The following is a 19,529-nucleotide window of genomic DNA, read 5'->3' as shown; positions in this document are numbered from 1 at the left end:
GGCAGGTCGACCTGGGTGATGTCGCCGGTGATCACCGCGGTCGAGCCGAAGCCGATGCGGGTCAGGAACATCTTCATCTGTTCCACGGTGGTGTTCTGGCTCTCATCGAGGATGATGAAGCTGTTGTTCAAGGTGCGTCCGCGCATGTAGGCCAGTGGCGCGATCTCGATGACCTGTTTTTCGATCAACTTGGCGACGTGTTCGAAGCCGAGCATTTCGTACAGCGCGTCGTACAGTGGACGCAGGTAGGGGTCGATCTTCTGGGCCAGATCGCCGGGCAGGAACCCGAGCTTTTCGCCCGCTTCCACGGCAGGGCGCACCAGAAGAATGCGTCGAACCTGCTCGCGCTCCAGCGCATCGACGGCGGCGGCCACGGCCAGGTACGTCTTGCCGGTACCGGCCGGGCCGATGCCGAAGTTGATGTCGTTGCCCAGGATTTCCTTGACGTAGCGCTGCTGGTTCAAGCCGCGCGGCTTGATCATGCCCTTGCGGGTACGCAGCGCGACCGGCACTTCGCCCGAAGCCGGGTTATCCAGCTCCTCGACGGCCGATTCCTGCAAAAACAGGTGAACGGTGTCGGGGGACAACTCGGTGGCCTTGGTTTCCCGGTACAGGCGACGCAGCAGGTTTTCCGCCGAGCGCGTGTGCTGGGCGTCGCCGATCAGTTCGAACTGATTGCCACGGTTGCGAATTTCGATTTCCAGGCGCTGTTCGATCAAGCGCAGATGCTCGTCGAATTGTCCGCACAGGTTGGCGAAGCGGCGAGCCTCGAAAGGCTCGAGCAAGAAGCGATGTGGTTCGATAGGTGCGTTCAAGGTCGTATTCGGCCGCCCGACGGCAATTGAAATGAGTCCAAGGATAACCCCTGTCAGGGGCGGGGCGAAAGGGGCGAGCGGCGAATGGCGCTCGCCGCCTCCTTGTAGGAGCGGCCATCGGCCGCGCAGGGTTCGCCGTGGTGCGGCTGTCAGGCCAGCAGTTCACCACGCAGGGAGTGGGGCCGGGCCTCGGCGATGTGGATGTCGACGAACTGGCCGATCAGTCGGGCATCCGAGCAGGTGAAGTTGACGATACGGTTGTTCTCGGTACGCCCCTGCAACTGGCCCGGATCCTTGCGCGAATAATCGGTGACGAGGATGCGCTGGGTGGTCCCGACCATCTGCCGGCTGATCTCGAACCCTTGCTGATTCAAGCGATGCTGCAAGGCATCCAGGCGCTGTTTCTTCACCGCCTCGGGCGTGTCATCGGCCAGGTCGGCCGCAGGTGTGCCGGGCCGCTGGCTATAGATGAAGGAATACGAGAAATCCATGCCCACGTCGGCGACCAGTTTCATGGTCTGCTCGAAGTCCTTCTCGGTCTCGCCGGGGAAACCGATGATGAAGTCCGAACTGATGCAGATGTCCGGCACCGCTGCCTTGAGCTTGCGCAACTTGGACTTGTATTCCAGCACCGTGTGCCCGCGCTTCATCGCGGCCAGCACGCGGTCCGAACCGGACTGCACCGGCAGATGCAGGTGTTTCACCAACTGCGGCACTTCGGCGTGGGCCAGGATCAGGCTGTCGGAAAACTCCAGCGGGTGCGAGGTGGTGTAGCGGATGCGCTCGATCCCGTCGATCTGGGCGACCACGCGGATCAGCTCGGCCAGATCGGCCAGGCGACCGTCGTGGGTCTGGCCTCGGTAGCCGTTGACGTTCTGGCCCAGCAGGGTGACTTCGCGCACGCCGTTGTCGGCCAGGTGCATGACCTCGGCCAGAACGTCGTCGAAGGGCCGGCTGACCTCTTCGCCACGGGTATAGGGCACCACGCAGAAGGTGCAGTATTTGCTGCAGCCTTCCATCACCGACACGTAGGCGGTCGGTCCGTCGATACGCGGTTCGGGCAGGTGGTCGAACTTCTCGATCTCGGGGAAGGAAATATCCACCTGCGGCAGGCGGGTGATGCGCGCTGCGTCGATCATCTCGGGCAGTCGGTGCAGGGTCTGCGGGCCGAACACCACGTCGACGTAGGGCGCGCGGTCGCGGATGGCCTCGCCTTCCTGGCTGGCCACGCAGCCGCCCACGGCGATGACCATTTCCGGCTTGGCCAGCTTGAGCTCGCGCCAGCGACCCAGCTGCGAATAGACGCGGTCCTGGGCACGCTCGCGAATCGAACAGGTGTTGAGCAGAATCACGTCGGCATCTTCGGCGCGGGCCGTGACTTCCAGGGCTTGATGTTCACCCAGCAGGTCGACCATGCGCGAGCTGTCGTACTCGTTCATCTGGCAGCCGTGGGTTTCGATGTAAAGCTTCTTGGCCATTAGGTGATCATCAAGTGGTTCAAAGAACCGCGCATTATAGTGTCCGTGGTCGGTGGTTCCTAGCATTGCCTGTCGGGCGGCTATGCTATAGTTTTCGCCCTCTTTCAAGCTCACGACCTTGTATCTGCCGACGATGACCAAACGCGAAGCTCCAATCTACAAAGTGATTTTCCTCAATCAGGGCCAGGTATTTGAGATGTACGCCAAGCAGATCTACCAGAGCGATCTGTGGGGGTTTCTGGAGGTCGAGGAATTTGTCTTTGGCGAGCGCACCACCGTGGTCGTCGACCCCAGCGAAGAAAAGCTCAAGGCGCAGTTCGAAGGCGTCACGCGCAGCTTCGTGCCGATGCATTCGATCGTGCGGATCGATGAGGTCGAGCGTCTCGGTACGCCGAAGATCAGCGAGGCGCGCATGACTGGCAACGTGATGCCCTTCCCCATGCCGATGCCCGACAAGTAACCGCTCGCCGGACAGCGACCGGGCTCAGGGCAGGGGGGCGAAGGGCGAGCGGCTGCCGCCGTCGGCGGTCTGCAGTTCGAGCAGGTATTTGCGGAAAATCTGCCCCAGCACCTGGGTGGCCACTTCGAGGTCTTCGCGGCGCATCTGCCCGGACACCTCGTCGGCCACGTCCAGCGCATCCTCAGCGCCGTTGACCGCGGCCATCTTCAGTACGATGTAGGCTTGGATATTGTTGGCCGCCACGCCCTCACCCTTGAAGAACATGGTCCCCAGGTGATACTGCGCTTCGGCATGGCCTTGCAGGGAGGCCTGTTCGAAATAGCTCAGGGCCTGATTGAGGTCGCGCTCGGTGCGCGTGCCGTCGTAGTAGAACTGACCCAGCTCGAATTGGGCCTGCGCGTCGCCGTCCTTGGCCGCCTGCTGACAGGCAGCCAGCGCTGCGGGCAAGGCCTGGGCAGAAGTATTGAGGGTGCAGCGACCCACCGCCGGGATCAACAACGAATTGCCGCCTGCGGTAGCCATTAGCGGCTGAAGAAGCAACAGGCAGCCCAATGCAAGGGCGCGGCCGGTGCGGTTCATGGGGATCGACTTACCTCTGCGGAATGCGGGCGGACCCGACGTGGAAACGTTGCCGGTGCTTCATTATGAAATAAGCGGGGGGGCGGTTACAAAGTCTTTACTCGTTTTTCTGCGATATCGTCCAGATGGTCAGACTTCACAGGGACAAGCGGCCGTTGGAAGGCGCGATCATGTGAACGGCTGGAAGGGGTGACAAGGCTATCTGTAGGAGCGGTCAGTGGCCGCGAAAGCTCATGCGCGGCAAATCTGACACTGCGCGGTGAATTCTTCGCGGCCACTGACCGCTCCTACAGGATGGCTATTCCCGGTTTGGACTTACTTCAGTGCGGCGAACGCTTTCTCGGCGGCATCCAGGGTGATCTTCAGTTCCGCATCGCCGTGGGCGATGGAGGTGAAGCNNTCGAACGCGCTCGGCGCCAGGTACACGCCGCCGTCGAGCATCAAATGGAAGAAGCGCTTGAAGCGCTCGGCATCGCTGCTCATGACGTCTTCGAAGGTGACGATGTCGTCGGCGCCGCTGAAGTACAGGCCGAACATGCCGCCCGCCTGGGTAGTCACGAACGGGATGCCTGCGGCATCGGCTCTTTGCTGCAGGCCATCGAGCAAGCGGGCGGTGTAGTCGCTCAGCTCGTCGTGAAAGCCCGGACGGCTGATCAGGTTCAGGGTGGTCAGGCCGGCGGCCATGGCCAAGGGATTGCCCGACAGCGTACCAGCCTGGTAGACCGGGCCCAGCGGCGCGATGTGCGACATGATCTCGCGCTTGCCGCCGAAGCAGCCCACGGGCATGCCGCCACCGATGATCTTGCCGAACGTGCTCAGGTCCGGCGTGACGCCGTAGTACGCCTGGGCGCCGCCCAGGGCCACGCGGAAACCGGTCATCACTTCGTCGAAGATCAGCACCACGCCGTACTGGTCGCACAGGCGACGCAGGCCTTCCAGAAAACCGGGCGCCGGCGGTACGCAGTTCATGTTGCCCGCAACGGGTTCGACGATGATGCAGGCCACTTCATCGGCGACGTCGGCCAACATCTGCTCCACTGCAGCAATGTCGTTGAACGGCAGGGTCAGGGTGTGTTTGGCGAATGCCGCCGGCACGCCGGGTGAGCTGGGCACACCGAGGGTGAGGGCGCCGGAGCCGGCCTTGACCAGCAGGCTGTCGGAGTGGCCGTGGTAGCAACCTTCGAACTTGATGATGCTGTCACGACCGGTGAAACCACGGGCCAGACGAATGGCGCTCATGGTCGCCTCGGTGCCCGAGCTGACCATGCGCACCATTTCCATGGACGGCACGATGGCGCAGACCAGGTCGGCCATCTGCGTTTCCATTTCGGTCGGCGCGCCGTATGACAAACCATGTTCGAGCTGCTTGCGCACGGCGTCGAGCACGTCCGGATGGCTGTGACCCAGAATCATCGGCCCCCAGGAACCGACGTAGTCCACGTAGCGCTTGTCGTCTTCGTCGGTGACATAGGCGCCGGCAGCGTGCTTGAAGAACAGCGGCGTGCCGCCGACGCTCTTGAAGGCACGCACGGGCGAGTTGACGCCGCCGGGGATGTGCTTCTGGGCATTGGCGAACAGGGTTTCGGAACGGGACATAAATGAGCTCTCTAGCATCAGGCAGTTTCGAACAACGCGTTCAGGGCGCGGGCGCGGTGGGTGACTTCCTGGGCCGTGTCGGCGCCGAACAGCGCATGCACTACGGCCAGCAGGTCGGCACCGCAGGCCACCAGGGGCGCAGCGTTGTCCAGGGTGATGCCGCCAATGACGGCAATCGGCAATTTCAATTCGGCCCGCGCCTGGCCCAACAGTTCAATGCTGGCAGGCGATGCGTCGGGCTTGGTCTGGGAGGCGAAGAAGCGGCCAAAGGCGACGTAGCTGGCGCCTTCGCGGGCCGCCTGGCGCGCCAGGTCGAGGTTGGCATGGCAGGTGCTGCCGATGATCGCCTTGCGCCCCAGCAGGGCGCGGGCTGGAGTCAACGGGCCATCGGTCTGGCCCAGGTGCACGCCGACGTTGAGTCGCGCCGCCAGTTCGGCGTCGTCGTTGATGATCAGGTGCGCCTTGTAGCGCTCGCACAGCTGACGCAGTTTTTCCGCTTCGCGCAGGCGACGGGCTTCGTCGTTGCTCTTGTCACGGTACTGCAGCAGCGTGATGCCGCCATCCAGGGCGGCCTCGACGTACTTGAGGAACTTGCCGGCCAACAGCTGGCTGTCGGTGATGGCGTAGACGCCACGTAAGTTCATCGCTTGGGCCTCGGGCAGGGGGCGGAGATTTGGCTCAAGAGCAGAAATCCAGGGGTAGGCGACGGGGCACGAATTGCCCGTGGCCCAGTTGCTCGGCGTCGCGCAGGGTACGCCAGGTGTAGTCGAGGGCCGACTGCACGGCGCTTTCCAGGCCTTCGCCCAGGGCCAGGCGACCGGCCAGAGCACTGGCCAGGGTGCACCCGGAGCCGTGGTAGCTGCCGGGCAGGCGCTGGCAGGTGAAGGTGCGACGGCTGCCGTCGCGGCTGTACAGGCGGTTGTGCACTTCGTGCTCGTCGCCGTGGCCGCCGGTGATCAGCAGGTGCTTGCAGAACGGCAGCAACTTTTGCGCGCATTCGTCGGCGCTGCCCTCGGGCAGGTCGGCGAGGATGCGTGCCTCGGGCAGGTTCGGCGTGGCGATGGTGGCCAGCGGCAGCAGCTGCTCGCGCATCGCATAGCCGACCTCGTCCTTGCCCAGGCTGCCGCCACCGCCGGCGCGCAACACCGGGTCGCAGACCATCGGCAGATGAGGGTGGGCCGACAACAGCTCGACCACGGTCGCGACCATGTCCACCGAGCCGAGCATGCCCAACTTGACCGCCGCCACCGGCGAATCGCTGAGCACGGCATTGGCCTGGGCCAGGATCCATTCGCGGTCGAGCACACGGAAATCGCTGACGTTGACGGTGTTCTGCACGGTCAGCGCGGTAACCGTCGGCGCGGCATGGCAGCCCTGGGCGAGCAGGGCTTCGATATCTGCCTGCAGGCCGGCGCCGCCACTGGGGTCGTGGCCGGAGAGACAGAGGACAACGGGGCGGGAGCTATAGATATTCATGGTGCGCGAGCTTATCACGGCGCACGGCGTTGTAGCAGGGCTGCAAGCGCTGGGCAGGGTGCCCTGATGACTGGTTCGATGGACGGGGTTCGCGCTTTGTACGGTGCCTCTGTATCATATTGACATTACACTCTGACAGGTTCCGAAAGCAGCGGCCCAGAGCCGACTGAGGGAACATTGCGCACCGCCCGTCGTGCACGCAGACGCTGTGCTAGAGTCATTCGATATCGATAACAGGCTGTGCCGATTGCATCGAACCAAAGGGAATGGGGGCTTCCCGATGCGATCAGGTGTGCCACGCTGGGGCTGTATGCGCTATTTGCTTATCCTGATCATGGCTTTGCTGCCCATGCTGGCGTGTGCAGTCGACTTCGACGAGACCACGCGCAGCCTTGCGCTCGGCCGCTCGATGCAGGTCTACGAAGACGTGGCCGGCGATGCGACCATCGAGCAGATCACCCGCGACCTGGCCCCGGCCTTCCGTCAGCACCATGCCGACGTGCTCAATGCGGGCTATTCGAAGTCGGTGTTCTGGCTGCGTATCGATCTGCGCTATGTGCCGCGTGCCGACAGATCACCCCATAGCTGGCTGCTGGAGCTGGCGTATCCGCCGATGGATCACCTGGAACTGTACCTGCCCGATGCCGCCGGCCAGTACCACTTGGTGCAGCGAACCGGCGATGCGTTGCCGTACGACAGCCGCCAGATCAAGCAGAACAACTACCTGTTCGAAGTGCCTTTCCAGCCCGATGAAGCCAAGACGGTGTACCTGCGCCTGCACAGCCAGGGCTCGGTCCAGGCGCCGGTAAGCCTGTGGTCGGCCAATGCGTACCTGGAGGCGCAGCCTTCACGGCTATACGTGCTCGGGCTGATCTACGGCGTGCTGCTGGGCATGCTGGTGTACAACCTGTTCATCTTCCTCAGCGTGCGCGACCGCAGCTATCTCTACTACATCGTCTATATCGCCTCATTCGGGCTCTACCAGGTGTCGGTGAACGGCGCCGGGGTCGAGTATTTCTGGCCGAACAACCCGTGGTGGGCCAACGCCGCCACGCCGTTCTTCATCGGCGCGGCCGGGTTCTTCGGCTGCCTGTTCTCGCGCAGTTTCCTACAGACCGCCCGCCACAGTCGTTGGATGGATCGGCTGCTGATCGGCCTGATGGTGTACGGCGCCGTGGTCATGGCGCTGTCGCTGTCGACCAGCTACGCCCTGGCGCTGCGTCTGGCCACGGCGCTGGCGCTGTGTTTCACCGTGGTGATCTTCACCGCCGGTATCGTCGCCTGGTTGCGCGGCATGCGCCTGGCGCGCTATTTCATCATTGCCTGGAGCGCGTTCCTGCTGGGCGGCATCGTCAACACCCTCATGGTGTTGGGTTACCTGCCCAATGTGTTCATCACCATGTACGCCAGCCAGCTTGGCTCGGCGCTGGAGGTCGGCCTGCTGTCGCTGGCGCTGGCCGACCGCATCAATGTGCTGCGCGACCAGCAGGCACAGACCCTCAAGGAAGCCGGGCTCAAGCTTGAACTGGCGAACCAGGAGCTGGCGGCGAGCAACCGCTTGAAGGATGAGTTCCTGGCTACTGTCACCCACGAACTGCGCACGCCGATGAATGGCGTGATCGGCTCGCTGGAACTGATGCAGACCGTACCCATGGGGCCGGAGCTGGCCCAGTATCAACACACGGCAGCAGGCTCGGCGCGGGACATGATGCGCATGGTCGACGATATTCTGATCCTGACCGAACTGCAGGCCGGGCGGCTCTATCCGCGCAACGAGCCGTTCAGCCTGCAGGCGTTGCTCGACAGCATGCAGATGCAGTTCAGTCGCCAAGCCCATGCCAAGGGGCTGGCGTTCACCGTCGAGCGCGCAGCGGGGTTGCCCGATCGTCTGCGGGGAGACGTCAAGAAGCTCGCGCTGTGCCTGGCCTGCCTGATCGACAACGGCATCAAGTTCACCCGCGAAGGCAGCGTCAACGTGCGGGTCAGCGGCGGCGAGCCGCAGGACGATCACCTGCAGGTCGTCTTCAAGGTCAGCGACAGCGGCATCGGCTTCACGCATCGTGATGAAGAGACGCTCTATCAGCGCTTCTACCAACTCGATGGTTCCATGACCCGCGAATACGGCGGGCTGGGCATCGGTCTGGCGATCTGTCGGCAATTGGCCGAGCTGGTGGGTGGTCAACTTCATCATCAGTCCGAGCCCGGACGTGGCAGCTGTTTCGAATTCAGCGTGCGTCTGGGGGTGGTCGAAGCCCATCCGGGCCGTGCCTTGAGCACCAGTGCCGGTGCCTTCGGTACCCAGCGCGCCGCCCACGAATGCACCGTGTTGCTGGTGGACGACAACAGCGTCGACCAGTTGGTCGTTCGCGGCATGCTGCTCAAGCTCGGCTATCGGGTACGGACCGCCGAGGACGGTTCGGGCGCATTGGCCCTGCTGGCGCGCGAGCGGTTCGATGCGGTGCTGATGGAATGCAGCCTGCCGACCCAGAGCGCCCTGCAGACCACCCGCATGCTGCGCAGCTTGCCTGGGTGCGAGCGGCTGCCGGTGCTGGCGATCATCGATGTCGGCCAGCAGGGGCAGCGCGAGCGGTGCCTGGAGGCAGGTGTGTCGGTGTGTCTGGCGCGTCCGGTGCGCTTCGAAGAACTGCAGGCGCTGTTGCATGGCTGCGTCCTCGCTCAGCCCAAGCCCCTCTCGGTGCTGGCTGCAGATGCTCCGACTGGAGCGGCTCCGGCATAACCCGGGACGTGTCACGGGGGTGCCTTTCATCGGCATTGCAGGCAAGATGCAAGACTGCCAGATCAGCCAGGACATGCCCCATGAGTAATGCCCCAGACTTCGTAGTTGTGGAAACTGCCGAACAAGCCGTGGATCGGTTGGCGGAGCTGCACGAACGGGCCACCCGCGCCCTGAGCCAGGCACTCAAGCGCTACCTCAAGGATCGCAGCGAGCCGGATGCGGCCGAACGCGACCTGTTCCGCTATCCCGAACTGCGCCTGACCTACGCCTACAACGGCGAATTGCCGGCCATCACCCGCGCCTATGCCAAGGTCAACCTGCCTGGCGTCTATTCGGTGACCGTGACCCAGCCCGCGGCCTTCCGCGGCTATCTGCTGGACCAGCTGCGACCCTTGATGCGCGACTTCGCGGTGACCATCGAAGTCGGTGTCAGCGAGCAGAACATCCCTTACCCCTACGTCGTCGACCAGGGCGACGAGCTGGCCGGCAGCGGTGTGACCGCCGCAGCGCTGGCGCGAGTGTTCCCCAGCACCGACCTGTCCGCCGCCACCGACGGTATTGCCGACGGCCTGTACGATTGGGCCACGGCCGATCCGCTGCCGCTGGCGCTGTTCGATGCCGCGCGGGTGGATTTCTCCCTGCGCCGTTTGATCCACTACACCGGCAGCGACTGGAAGCATGTGCAGCCCTGGATCCTGCTGACCAACTATCACCGCTACGTCGACCAGTTCGTCACCCACGGCCTGGAGCAGCTGCGCAACGACCCACGCTTCGTGCGCCTGGTGATGCCGGGCAACGTGATCATCGAAAAGAGCATGGACAACGGTGAGGCCCAGGCGCTGGTGGCCAGCGTGGTCTGGCACCGCTACCAGATGCCGGCCTACCACCTGATCGCCGAGGACGGCGATGGCGTGACCCTGGTGAACATCGGCGTCGGCCCGTCGAATGCCAAGAACATCACCGACCACCTGGCCGTGCTGCGCCCGCATTGCTGGTTGATGATCGGCCACTGTGGTGGCCTGCGTCAGTCGCAGACCATAGGCGACTACGTCCTGGCCCACGCCTACATGCGCCAGGACGGGATTCTCGATCGGGTCCTGCCGCCCAACATCCCCATCCCGGCCCTGGCCGAAGTGCAGCTGGCCTTGCAGGAAGCGGCGGCGCAAGTCACCGGCGAGCGCGGCGATGACCTCAAGAAGCGCCTGCGCACCGGCACCGTGCTGACCTACGACGACCGCAACTGGGAACTGCGCTGGGCCCAGGAGCGGCCGCTGATCAACCTGTCGCGCGCCGTCGCTGTGGACATGGAAAGCGGCACCATCGCCGCCCAGGGCTATCGCCTGCGGGTGCCCTACGGCACCTTGCTGTGCGTGTCCGACAAGCCGCTGCACAGCGAGATCAAGCTGCCGGGTTCGGCCAACGCGTTCTACAATCGCGCGGTCAGCCAGCACCTGAACATCGGCATCGCTGCCTTGAACCTGCTGCGCAGCCAGCTCAATTCGCTGCACTCGCGCAAGCTGCGCAGCTTCGACGAGCCGCCGTTCCGCTGACAGGTTTGCCGTGGCGGGCAAGGGCCTCTAGCATGAGCGCTCTTGCCCGCACGAAAGCCTTTTGTCATGCCTTTGCCTCCTCGCTCCAAGCAACGTCCCGCCGCCGGTAAACGCCGCGTGGCCAAGGCGCCACCTGCCCAACCTCGGCTGGTGCTGTTCAACAAGCCGTTCGATGTGCTGACCCAGTTCAGCGACGGTGAGGGGCGCGCGACCTTGAAGGATTTCATCGACATCGCCGGGATCTACCCAGCCGGCCGTCTGGACCGCGACAGCGAAGGGCTGTTGTTGCTGACCAACGATGGACAACTGCAGGCGCGCATCGCCGACCCGAAGCACAAGCTGGCCAAGACCTATTGGGTGCAGGTCGAAGGCGTGCCCGACGAGGCGCAATTGCAGCGTTTGCGCTGCGGGGTGCAACTCAACGATGGCATGACCTTGCCCGCCGAGGCGCGGTTGCTGGATGAGCCGGACCTGTGGCCGCGCGATCCGCCCGTGCGCTTTCGCAAGAGCGTGCCGACCCATTGGTTGGAACTGGTGATCAAGGAAGGGCGCAACCGTCAGGTGCGGCGCATGACGGCGGCGGTGGGCTTGCCGACCCTGCGTCTGGTACGGGTGCGCATCGGCGACTGGAGCCTCGAGGGCCTGGGACAGGGCGAATGGCGCGAGGTGCCCGCCAGTCTGTAGCAAGCCCCGCCCCCTGTGGGAGTGGGCTCTGCCCGCGAGGATCTGCCCGCCTGCCTCAGGCCCTGCCCCCTGTGGGAGCGGGCTCTGCCCGCGAAGATCTACCAGCCTGCCTCAGGCCTCAGCCTTGGCTACGCAGATGAGTCAACGGCAGTTCAGTGCTGGCCATGACCTGGTTGAGCACGAAGCTGGAACGTACGCTGGTCACCCCTTCGATCCGCGTCAGGTGGCCCAGCAGCAGCTTTTGATAGTGGTCCATGTCCGGCACCACTACCTTGAGCTGATAGTCGGCATCCATGCCGGTCACCAGGCTGCATTCGAGCACCTGCGGCAGCCCGCGAATGGCTGCTTCGAAGGTTTCGAAACGTTCCGGGGTGTGGCGGTCCATGCCGATCAGCACATAGGCGGTCAGGCTCAAACCCAGCTTCTTGCGGTCCAGCAGAGCGACCTGGCGGGAAATGTAGCCGTCGTCTTCGAGCTGCTTGACGCGCCGAGAGCAGGGCGACGGCGAGAGACCAATGCGTTCGGCCAGTTCCTGGTTGGAAATGCGCGCGTCGCGCTGCAATTCAGCCAGGATGCTCAGGTCATAGCGATCAAGTTTGCTCATCAAATCTGCCTTCGTGTTTTGCGTTGCGGCAAATTATCCATCCGAAGGCAAAAATTGCGCAAGTGCTGTGTAAATCAGCAATGTTCGCAATCGGCTGCTGCACCTGCGGCGCTATAGTTATCCACAGAATCACTGCCCGGACATGAGTCCACTGCGATCCGCTCAATCAGGCGGGTTGCGGCCACCGCCCCCACCGGGGTTGCACTGGCCCCCGGGCTGCACACTACCCAGAAGGCGGCGTGAGGTGAGCCGACGTCACAAGCGTCGAGCAGGGACAGAGTTCGAAAGAGGAGGCCGACGGGTCTCCTTTTTTTTCGCCTGCGAAACGGTTGTGAGTGCGGCGTTGCGGGTCAGTCATGAAGTGGCTCCGTGTGCCGATAACCTCTCCAGGTCCCTGACGGGATCTTCACAGAACCGCGTTCGGGTTTGTCAGTCTGATGATCAGTAGCTCCCCTTATCTTGCGAGGAACAGCATGAAATCGCCCCTCTGGCGTCTGGCCGGTGTCGCTGCGCTCTGCCTGGCCGTAGACGCGCCGGCGTATGCGGAAGGTCCGCAGGATCAGTTGCGCGGCAGCTCCAACGGCGGCCAGCGCGGGCCGGGCGGGGGCAACGCCGGGCCGGGTCAGCAACCCGGGGGTGGTCAGTATCGGCCGCAGCCCGGTGGCAATCAGGGCCAGTGGCAAGGGCGGCCTGTGCAGGGCAATCAGGGGCAGTGGCAAGGCCGGCCAGGCGGCAATTCGAACCAGTGGCAGGGCAACAGGCCGGAACAGGGTCGCCCAGAACAGGGTCGCCCGGAGCAGGGTCGCCCCGAAGGTGGCCAGCAGGACAATCGGCCGCCGATCATCGGCAAGCCTGACGAAGTGCGCCAGACTCAGGCGCCGTTGCGGGGCAGCTACCCGGACCTGCGTCGCGACAACGACCGGCGCTGGGAAGGCGGTCGTGATCGCTGGCCCGGTGAGCACGGTGGCGGCTGGGGCCCCGGCCCGCAGTATCGTCCGGGGCAGGTGATCGATCGCTTCCCCGGCCAGAATTATCGCGTGCCGTATCGAGGCCAGGATTATTACTATTCGGGTGGGTATTGGTACCGACCCCAGGGCCCGCGGTACGTGGTGATCGAGCCACCGCGCGGCGTTCGAGTGCGCGTGCTGCCCGATTACGCGCAGCGCATGTGGATCGGCAGTTCGGTGTTCTTCGTGGCGGCGGGAACTTACTACCAGTGGGTCGATAACACCCAGGAATATGTAGTGGTGAATCCGCCGGTGAATGCCAGCACTCCACAGCCGGCGCCGACCTTGACCAGCTACGACGTCGCGGCGTATCCGGCCCAGGGCCAGAGTCCGCAGCAGATTGCCCAGGATCAATACGAGTGCAAGCGCTGGGCCGTGGAACAAAGCCGCTTCGACCCCGCCAGCGCCACCTATGCGCCATCGCCCGAAGTGGTCAGCGTGTATCGGCAAAGCCTCGCCAACTGCTTCACGTCACGCGGCTACACGGTGAATTGATCGCGTACCGACGCAGCTTGCGCCGCAGCCACAAGGCACCGCGTTCTGCCTGACACACCGCATCCACCGCCGACGCGGCTCGCGCCGCTGCTACAGGGGGGGGTGCGTTGACGGGGCGCCGCAATCCCCTGTAGCAGCGGCGCAAGCCGCGTCCGGGAGCACTGCGGTTTTGCAGGCTGCCCGCATTTCTCTCAAACGGGATCGGCGTGCACCAGGACTTCGGCGCGTGGATACTGGCTTTCGATGGCGGCTTCCACGTCCTCGCAGATGCCGTGGGCTTCGGCCAGCGACAACTGTCCCGGCAATTCCAGATGCACCTGCACGAACCAATGGTTGCCCGACATGCGCGTGCGCAGATCATGGGCGCCCAGCACCCCCGGCACGTTGCACGCCAACGCCAGCATCTGCTCGCTGACATCCAGCGGCAGCTCCTGGTCCATCAGGATCGCCGTGCTTTCGCGGGCGATGTGCACCGCACTCCACAGAATGTACAGCGCAATGCCCAGGCCAAAGAAGGCATCCAACTGCGGCCAGCCATAGCTGGCCAGGATCAGCGCCACCAGGATGCTGCCGTTGAGCAGCAGGTCCGAACGGTAATGCAGCGAGTCCGCGCGCACCGCCGTCGAACCGGTTTCGCGGATGACCTTGTATTGCAGGGCCAACAGCGCCACGGTCAGGACCAGGGAAAGAATCATCACCACGATGCCCACCCCCGCAGCGCCCAGCGGCTGGGGATCCTGCAACTGCTTCCACGCCTGATAACCGATCAGCACGGCGCTGGACCCGATGAACAACGCCTGGGCCATCCCCGCCAAGGCCTCGGCCTTGCCGTGCCCATAACGGTGATCATCGTCGGCAGGACGCAGCGCATAGTGCACCGCCAGCAGATTGAGAAACGACGCCGCACCATCGAGCACCGAATCGGTCAGCCCCGCCAGCAGGCTCACCGAACCACTAAGCCACCAGGCCACGGCCTTGGCCACGATGAGAATGCTGGCCACCGCCAGCGACGCCCTTGTCGCGAGGCGAAGCAGGCGTGCATGTTCCTTGCTGGTTGGCATCGCAATCCTTAAGCGGCGGGCTTCAGACCATACATGGCCAGCTGTTCGACACTGCCCCTGTGCTGGATCAGGCGTGGATCGTCGAGCGGCAGGCTGCGGCCCAGTTCGGTTTCAAGAATGGCCTGCAGTTTGAGGTTGTCCACCTTGCCATCGCGGCCTACCGCTGGCTGCAGTTTTTCCGGCGAAATCTGCGCGGTCTTGCCGTCGTTGAGGTAGATCGCGCCCGTGGCGAAGTCCACGCCGAAGGCGATCAACCCGGGAATCACGTAGAACAGGATACCGATGGCATCCAGCGCCGCCACGACCGGATCGATACGGCCTTCGATCTGCCCGCGCCGATCGGGCCAGAACAAGGTGCCGCAAGCGGTCAACTGGGTCATCAGGGCAGCGGCAACGGCGCCGCCGATCAAACGTTGGGAAATACGCATGACAATCTCCGCAAAATAAGCTGCAACGATACAAGCAAATGGTCGAGCGGAGTAGATGGAGCGTACCTCTCAGAGACTGCAACACAAGGTCGTGCTAGCGCTCGATAGAAGGCTCGTCATGCCGAGATGAGGGTGGTCGAGCCCTTGAATGTTCGGTCGGCGCTGAAAACGGCTCAACCGAAAACCATCGCCCATCATGCAAGAGCATGCGCGAACAGAATCAATCCGCCATGGCCGCATCAATGGGAATCTTACTGCCAACAGACTCGCGCCCTTTGACCCATAGCCCAAAGTGTTTCATGACCTCGACTACAGGCTCCAAGCGCCGTCCCTCAACGGTGAGTTCATATTCAACCGTGACAGGCACGGTGGGAAATACAGTGCGTTTCACAAGTCCAGCTTCCTCAAGCGCACGTAAATCCAAGGTCAGCATTCGTTGCGAGATAGCGGGGATGTCTCGCCTGAGCGCACTGAAGCGCTTCGGTCCATCGAGCAGGTAGGACGCAATGAGCAGTCGCCAGCGCCCACCGAGCAGGCGCATCGCTTCTTCGACAGAGCAGCCTGACAGGTTGTCTTTCATGGTCTGCATCCTCGGACAATAGAGGTATATTTTTTGTACCTATACTACAAAATAGTGCGTTCTTCCTATTTTATACCGCGCTCCTAGAATGAGCTGGTGCTGTCTGCAGGTGGAAATCGACAGCGCTCACTCACGCTCTGGAGTCTGCACATGAAGCTGTATTACATCCCCGCGTCTTGTTCCCTGTCTCCCCATATCGTGCTCAATGAGCTAGGTCTTGATGTTGCACGGATCAAGGTCGATCACAAGAAGCACCTGACCGAATCAGGCGACGATTATTTGAAAATCAATCGCCTTGGCTACGTCCCTGCACTCGAACTGGACGACGGAACCCTTCTGCGCGAAGGTCCAGCCATCGTGCAATATCTGGGTGACCTGAAGCCGGAGCTCGGACTCGTTCCCGGCCATGGCACCCTTGATCGATACCAGCTTCAGGAGTGGCTGAACTTCCTTTCCACCGAGATCCACAAAGGCTACATTCCGCTGTTGTACTCGACACTGGCCGGTCGATACGTAGACAGTGCGAAGCCAAAGTTGGAGAAGCGCTTCGCCTGGATCGACGAGCAGTTGACCAGCAAGCCCTACCTCATGGGTGATCACTTCACCGTGGCTGACGCCTACTTGTTCGCGTTGACAGGCTGGGGGCAGGCCGCGTGGTTGACCAGCTATTACAAAGCCGACATTCACTTCGACGATTTGCATAACCTCCGTGCCTGGTATGACCGGGTCAAGGTTCGTCCAGCAGTTCAGAAAGCGTTGCGGGAAGAAGGTCTTGTGTAAAGGCAGATACTGGCCGATTCGAGCACAAGAGCAGCAACATGACGCAGGAATCCCTGAGCAGGGCGACCGGTCTCCATGGCTGGATCGGCCCGAACCTGTAAGGCCAGTCCTTGATGTTTGAACTCACCAGTTACCTGGGGCTTTTCTTGGCAGCGTTCGGTGCCGCCACGTTGCTGCCGATGCAGTCCGAGGCGGTGCTGGTTGGCATGCTGTTGTCCGATCGCTACATCATTTCGACCCTGTTGGCGGTCGCCATAGTCGGTAATGTACTGGGCTCTGTACTGAACTGGGTGCTGGGCCGCTGCGTTGAGAGGTTCCGGCACAAGCGCTGGTTTCCAGTGAGCGAGGCAAAGCTCGCAAAGGCCCAGCAGTCCTATCTGCGCTACGGGCACTGGTCGTTGTTGTTGAGCTGGGTGCCGATCATTGGCGATCCGCTGACCGTCGTTGCCGGCGTCATGCGCGAGCCCTTCTGGCGTTTCCTGCTGATCGTCACCCTGGCCAAAGGCATGCGTTATCTGGTGCTGGCCGCCGTGGCGCTGGGGTGGACATGACGGCTGCGCATGGGGATCCGAGTACGCCCGTCGGCCTGCCGTAGCTTGTATAATTGCGGCACCACTGCCGGAGAGACCATGACCTCGTTGCCGATTGACGCCGCCTTGCCGGCTCTCCTCAAAGCCCTTCACGATCGCAATGAAGCCGTGCTGCAAGCGCCGCCCGGCGCCGGTAAAACCACACGTGTTCCGCTGGCGCTGCTGGATCAGCCGTGGCTGGCCGGGCAGACCATCGTCATGCTCGAACCCCGTCGACTGGCCGCTCGCGCAGCAGCAGAACGGATGGCCAAGGAACTGGGCGAAGCGGTGGGCGAAACGGTCGGCTATCGAATCCGTCTCGAGAGCCGCGTTGGTCCCAGGACTCGAATCGAAGTGGTGACCGAAGGGATTCTTGCACGCAGGCTGCAGGACGATCCTTCGTTGGATGGCGTGGGCCTGATCATCTTCGACGAATTTCACCTGCGCAATCTGGACGCAGACCTGGCGCTGGCACTCGCCCTGAATGGCCGCGAGCTGTTCCGGGACGACTCGCCACTGAAGGTGCTGGTGATGTCCGCCACGCTGGACGGCGAGCGGATATTGGCCTTGCTCGACGATGCGCCGATCGTCAGCAGCGAAGGCCGGATGTACCCGGTGGACGTGGTCTGGGGAAAGTCCACGCAGCCCGGGGAGTATGTAGAGCCTCGCGTCGTCTCAACCTGCATCGAGGTGATCGAGGAACAGGAAGGCAGCGTACTGGTGTTCCTCCCAGGCCAGGCCGAGATTCGACGTGTGCATCGCGACCTGGAAGACTGGCTCGCCAGGCAACCACCTGATCACTCGTCACGGATCCTGCTCTGTCCGCTGTATGGCGAGCTGTCCCTGAGCGAACAGCGCACCGCCATCGAGCCTGCGCCGCCCGGGAAACGTAAAGTCGTACTGGCCACGAACCTGGCCGAAACGAGCATCACTATCGAAGGGGTGCGGATCGTCATCGATTCCGGCCTGGAGCGAGTGCCCCGTTTCGATCCGCGCAGCTCGATGACCCGCCTCGCCACGCAGCGCATTTCCAAAGCCAGTGCCACTCAACGCGCTGGCCGGGCAGGGCGGCTGGAGCCTGGTGTCTGTTACCGCTTGTGGTCAGAAGCCCAGCATGAACAGCTCGCCAGCTTCAGCACCCCGGAAATCCAGCAAGCGGACCTCGCCGCGCTGGCGTTGCATCTGGCGCGCTGGGGGGTGACGCCCGATCAGTTGCACTGGTTGGATGCGCCGCCGACGGCAGCGTTTTCCCAGGCCAGTGACTTGCTCTGTCGGCTGGGCGCTCTGGATACCAAGGGCTTTCTCACAGCCCATGGTCAGTCCATGGCGCAGTTGCCTGCCCATCCGCGTATCGCCCATCTTCTGATCCGTGGGCACGAGCTCGGTCTGTCTCAGCATGCCTGTGACCTGGCGGCGCTATTGGGGGAGCGCGATATTCAGCGTGGAGGCGGTGCCGATGTGCATAGCCGAATGGCGATGCTGGCGGGGCCTCGTGTGCACCGCGATGCGCAACGGGCCAAGCAGTTGGCGAAGCAGTACCGTTCCTATCTGCAAGGACCCTCGCTGAATGCTGTCGCCGATGCAGATGACCCGAAATGGGTAGGGTGCCTGTTGGCGCTTGCCTACCCGGATCGTATCGCCCGGCAGCGGCGCCCCGGCGGGGCCGAATACCGGTTGAGCAACGGGCGCGCGGCGATGTTCGCCGATGTCGACGCACTCATGAAGCAGGCCTGGCTGGTTATCGCCGATCTGGGCAGTCGCCAGGGCCAGCGCGAGGAGCGAATCTATCTGGCGGCGGATCTTGATCCGCAACTGTTCGAGAGCGTTCTGCAGGATCAGGTCCGCCTGGTGGATGAGCTGGATTGGGATGAGCGTGAGGGAGCATTGCGTGCCGAGCGCCAACGAAAAGTGGGCGAGCTGATCCTGAGCCGCGAATCCTTGCCCGGCCTGGACGCCGACGCTCGCGCCACGGCCCTGCTCGGGCTGGTGCGCCGCAAGGGCCTGGAACTGTTGCCCTGGACCCCGGAGCTGCGCCAGTGGCAGGCACGGGTCATGCTGTTGCGAGAAGTGGACGCCCAGAACCCTTGGCCGGACGTCAGCGACACCGCACTGTCGAAACAGCTGGAGCACTGGCTGCAGCCCTACCTGGGCAAGGTCACGCGCCTGAGCCATTTTGGCCAGCTCGATTTGTCTTCCATCCTGCGCAACAGCCTGCCATGGCCGCTGCCACAGAAACTCGACGAGCTGGCGCCCACCCACATCGCTGTGCCGTCAGGCTCATCGGTACGCCTGGACTATAGCGAGCACCCGCCGATTCTAGCGGTGCGTTTACAGGAGCTGTTCGGCCTGGCCGAGACACCGCGCATTGCCAGTGGACGGCAAGCGGTGAAGTTGCACCTGCTGTCGCCAGCGCGGCGACCGGTGCAGGTGACGCAGGATCTGGCGAGTTTCTGGGCCAATACCTACGAAGAGGTGAAGAAGGATTTGAAGGGGCGGTATCCCAAGCATTATTGGCCGGAGGATCCGTTGGTGGCGGAGGCGACGGCTCGCATCAAACCGCGCAAGTGAAACCCCACCTACCACAGCGCAATGTCGTGCGAGTGTTCTAGGTTCTGTACGAAATCCCGAGA

Annotated in this window: 18 protein-coding genes; 8 read left to right on the top strand and 10 right to left on the bottom strand. The window is 63.2% G+C overall.

The window, feature by feature from the left end:
- Together B2V21_RS14670 and miaB are read right to left on the bottom strand one after the other, a co-directional pair.
- Positions 1-815 (bottom strand): PhoH family protein (locus tag B2V21_RS14670; RefSeq protein ID WP_286917229.1); only part of this gene is annotated, 815 nt, incomplete at its 3' end.
- 149 nt (positions 816-964) lie between these two features.
- Positions 965-2,293 (bottom strand): tRNA (N6-isopentenyl adenosine(37)-C2)-methylthiotransferase MiaB, encoded by a 1,329-nt coding sequence (gene miaB, locus B2V21_RS14665; RefSeq protein ID WP_043192685.1) that lies wholly within the window; start codon positions 2,291-2,293, stop codon positions 965-967.
- A gap of 133 nt (positions 2,294-2,426) precedes the next feature.
- Between miaB and B2V21_RS14660 the strand changes: the two genes are divergently transcribed.
- Positions 2,427-2,753 (top strand): DUF1820 family protein, encoded by a 327-nt coding sequence (locus tag B2V21_RS14660; protein ID WP_043192686.1) that lies wholly within the window; start codon positions 2,427-2,429, stop codon positions 2,751-2,753.
- Between the two features lie 24 nt (positions 2,754-2,777).
- Here the strand turns inward: B2V21_RS14660 and B2V21_RS14655 are convergent, their stop codons facing one another.
- From B2V21_RS14655 to B2V21_RS14640, 4 genes are all read right to left on the bottom strand, one after another.
- Positions 2,778-3,332, bottom strand: coding sequence for a tetratricopeptide repeat protein (locus B2V21_RS14655; protein ID WP_049860857.1), 555 nt, complete (start codon positions 3,330-3,332; stop codon positions 2,778-2,780).
- 315 nt (positions 3,333-3,647) lie between these two features.
- Entirely contained in the window at positions 3,648-4,928 is a 1,281-nt protein-coding gene (hemL, locus tag B2V21_RS14650) for a glutamate-1-semialdehyde 2,1-aminomutase (RefSeq protein ID WP_286917228.1), read from the bottom strand.
- Positions 4,929-4,945: 17 nt separating this feature from the next.
- Entirely contained in the window at positions 4,946-5,572 is a 627-nt protein-coding gene (gene thiE, locus B2V21_RS14645) for a thiamine phosphate synthase (protein ID WP_286917227.1), read from the bottom strand.
- A 34-nt stretch (positions 5,573-5,606) separates the two neighbouring features.
- Positions 5,607-6,404 (bottom strand): hydroxymethylpyrimidine/phosphomethylpyrimidine kinase, encoded by a 798-nt coding sequence (locus tag B2V21_RS14640; protein ID WP_056844012.1) that lies wholly within the window; start codon positions 6,402-6,404, stop codon positions 5,607-5,609.
- A 310-nt stretch (positions 6,405-6,714) separates the two neighbouring features.
- On the opposite strand from B2V21_RS14640, the gene B2V21_RS14635 reads away from it, so the two are divergent.
- From B2V21_RS14635 to B2V21_RS14625, 3 genes are all read left to right on the top strand, one after another.
- The gene (locus B2V21_RS14635; protein ID WP_286917226.1) at positions 6,715-9,141 is read left to right on the top strand and encodes a hybrid sensor histidine kinase/response regulator; all 2,427 of its coding nucleotides are present in this window, start codon (positions 6,715-6,717) and stop codon (positions 9,139-9,141) included.
- Positions 9,142-9,221: 80 nt separating this feature from the next.
- A complete protein-coding gene (gene amn / locus B2V21_RS14630) occupies positions 9,222-10,691 on the top strand; it encodes an AMP nucleosidase (protein ID WP_049860862.1) in 1,470 nt (489 codons plus the stop codon).
- 117 nt (positions 10,692-10,808) lie between these two features.
- The gene (locus tag B2V21_RS14625) at positions 10,809-11,375 is read left to right on the top strand and encodes a pseudouridine synthase (protein WP_286917231.1); all 567 of its coding nucleotides are present in this window, start codon (positions 10,809-10,811) and stop codon (positions 11,373-11,375) included.
- 118 nt (positions 11,376-11,493) lie between these two features.
- Here B2V21_RS14625 and B2V21_RS14620 read toward each other — a convergent pair whose 3' ends face one another.
- Positions 11,494-11,979: an Lrp/AsnC family transcriptional regulator gene (locus B2V21_RS14620; RefSeq protein ID WP_049860864.1), complete on the bottom strand. Its 486-nt coding sequence runs from the start codon at positions 11,977-11,979 to the stop codon at positions 11,494-11,496.
- Between the two features lie 473 nt (positions 11,980-12,452).
- On the opposite strand from B2V21_RS14620, the gene B2V21_RS14615 reads away from it, so the two are divergent.
- Complete coding sequence (locus tag B2V21_RS14615; protein WP_286917225.1) at positions 12,453-13,481, top strand: DUF6515 family protein; 1,029 nt, start codon at positions 12,453-12,455, stop codon at positions 13,479-13,481.
- 191 nt (positions 13,482-13,672) lie between these two features.
- Here the strand turns inward: B2V21_RS14615 and B2V21_RS14610 are convergent, their stop codons facing one another.
- The 3 genes from B2V21_RS14610 to B2V21_RS14600 form a co-directional block, all read right to left on the bottom strand.
- Positions 13,673-14,542 (bottom strand): cation diffusion facilitator family transporter, encoded by an 870-nt coding sequence (locus tag B2V21_RS14610; RefSeq protein WP_286917224.1) that lies wholly within the window; start codon positions 14,540-14,542, stop codon positions 13,673-13,675.
- A gap of 8 nt (positions 14,543-14,550) precedes the next feature.
- Positions 14,551-14,970, bottom strand: coding sequence for a polyribonucleotide nucleotidyltransferase (locus tag B2V21_RS14605; protein ID WP_192069034.1), 420 nt, complete (start codon positions 14,968-14,970; stop codon positions 14,551-14,553).
- A gap of 220 nt (positions 14,971-15,190) precedes the next feature.
- Positions 15,191-15,550 carry a winged helix-turn-helix transcriptional regulator gene (locus tag B2V21_RS14600; RefSeq protein ID WP_090360505.1) on the bottom strand — a complete coding sequence of 120 codons (360 nt, stop codon included), beginning with the start codon at positions 15,548-15,550 and terminating at the stop codon, positions 15,191-15,193.
- A 150-nt stretch (positions 15,551-15,700) separates the two neighbouring features.
- On the opposite strand from B2V21_RS14600, the gene gstA reads away from it, so the two are divergent.
- The 3 genes from gstA to hrpB all read left to right on the top strand — a co-directional run bounded on the left by gstA (position 15,701) and on the right by hrpB (position 19,467).
- On the top strand, positions 15,701-16,330 hold the full coding sequence (gstA, locus tag B2V21_RS14595; protein WP_286917223.1) for a glutathione transferase GstA: 630 nt from the start codon (positions 15,701-15,703) through the stop codon (positions 16,328-16,330).
- A gap of 113 nt (positions 16,331-16,443) precedes the next feature.
- The gene (locus B2V21_RS14590) at positions 16,444-16,881 is read left to right on the top strand and encodes a YqaA family protein (RefSeq protein WP_286917222.1); all 438 of its coding nucleotides are present in this window, start codon (positions 16,444-16,446) and stop codon (positions 16,879-16,881) included.
- Between the two features lie 78 nt (positions 16,882-16,959).
- Positions 16,960-19,467, top strand: a complete 2,508-nt coding sequence (gene hrpB, locus B2V21_RS14585) for an ATP-dependent helicase HrpB (protein WP_286917221.1) — start codon at positions 16,960-16,962, stop codon at positions 19,465-19,467.
- Positions 19,468-19,529 lie beyond the last annotated feature (62 nt).

The sequence above is a fragment of the Pseudomonas sp. UBA6276 genome (assembly GCF_002438365.1).
Classification (GTDB): domain Bacteria; phylum Pseudomonadota; class Gammaproteobacteria; order Pseudomonadales; family Pseudomonadaceae; genus Aquipseudomonas; species Aquipseudomonas coleopterorum.
This window is presented reverse-complemented; position numbering and strand designations above follow the sequence as displayed.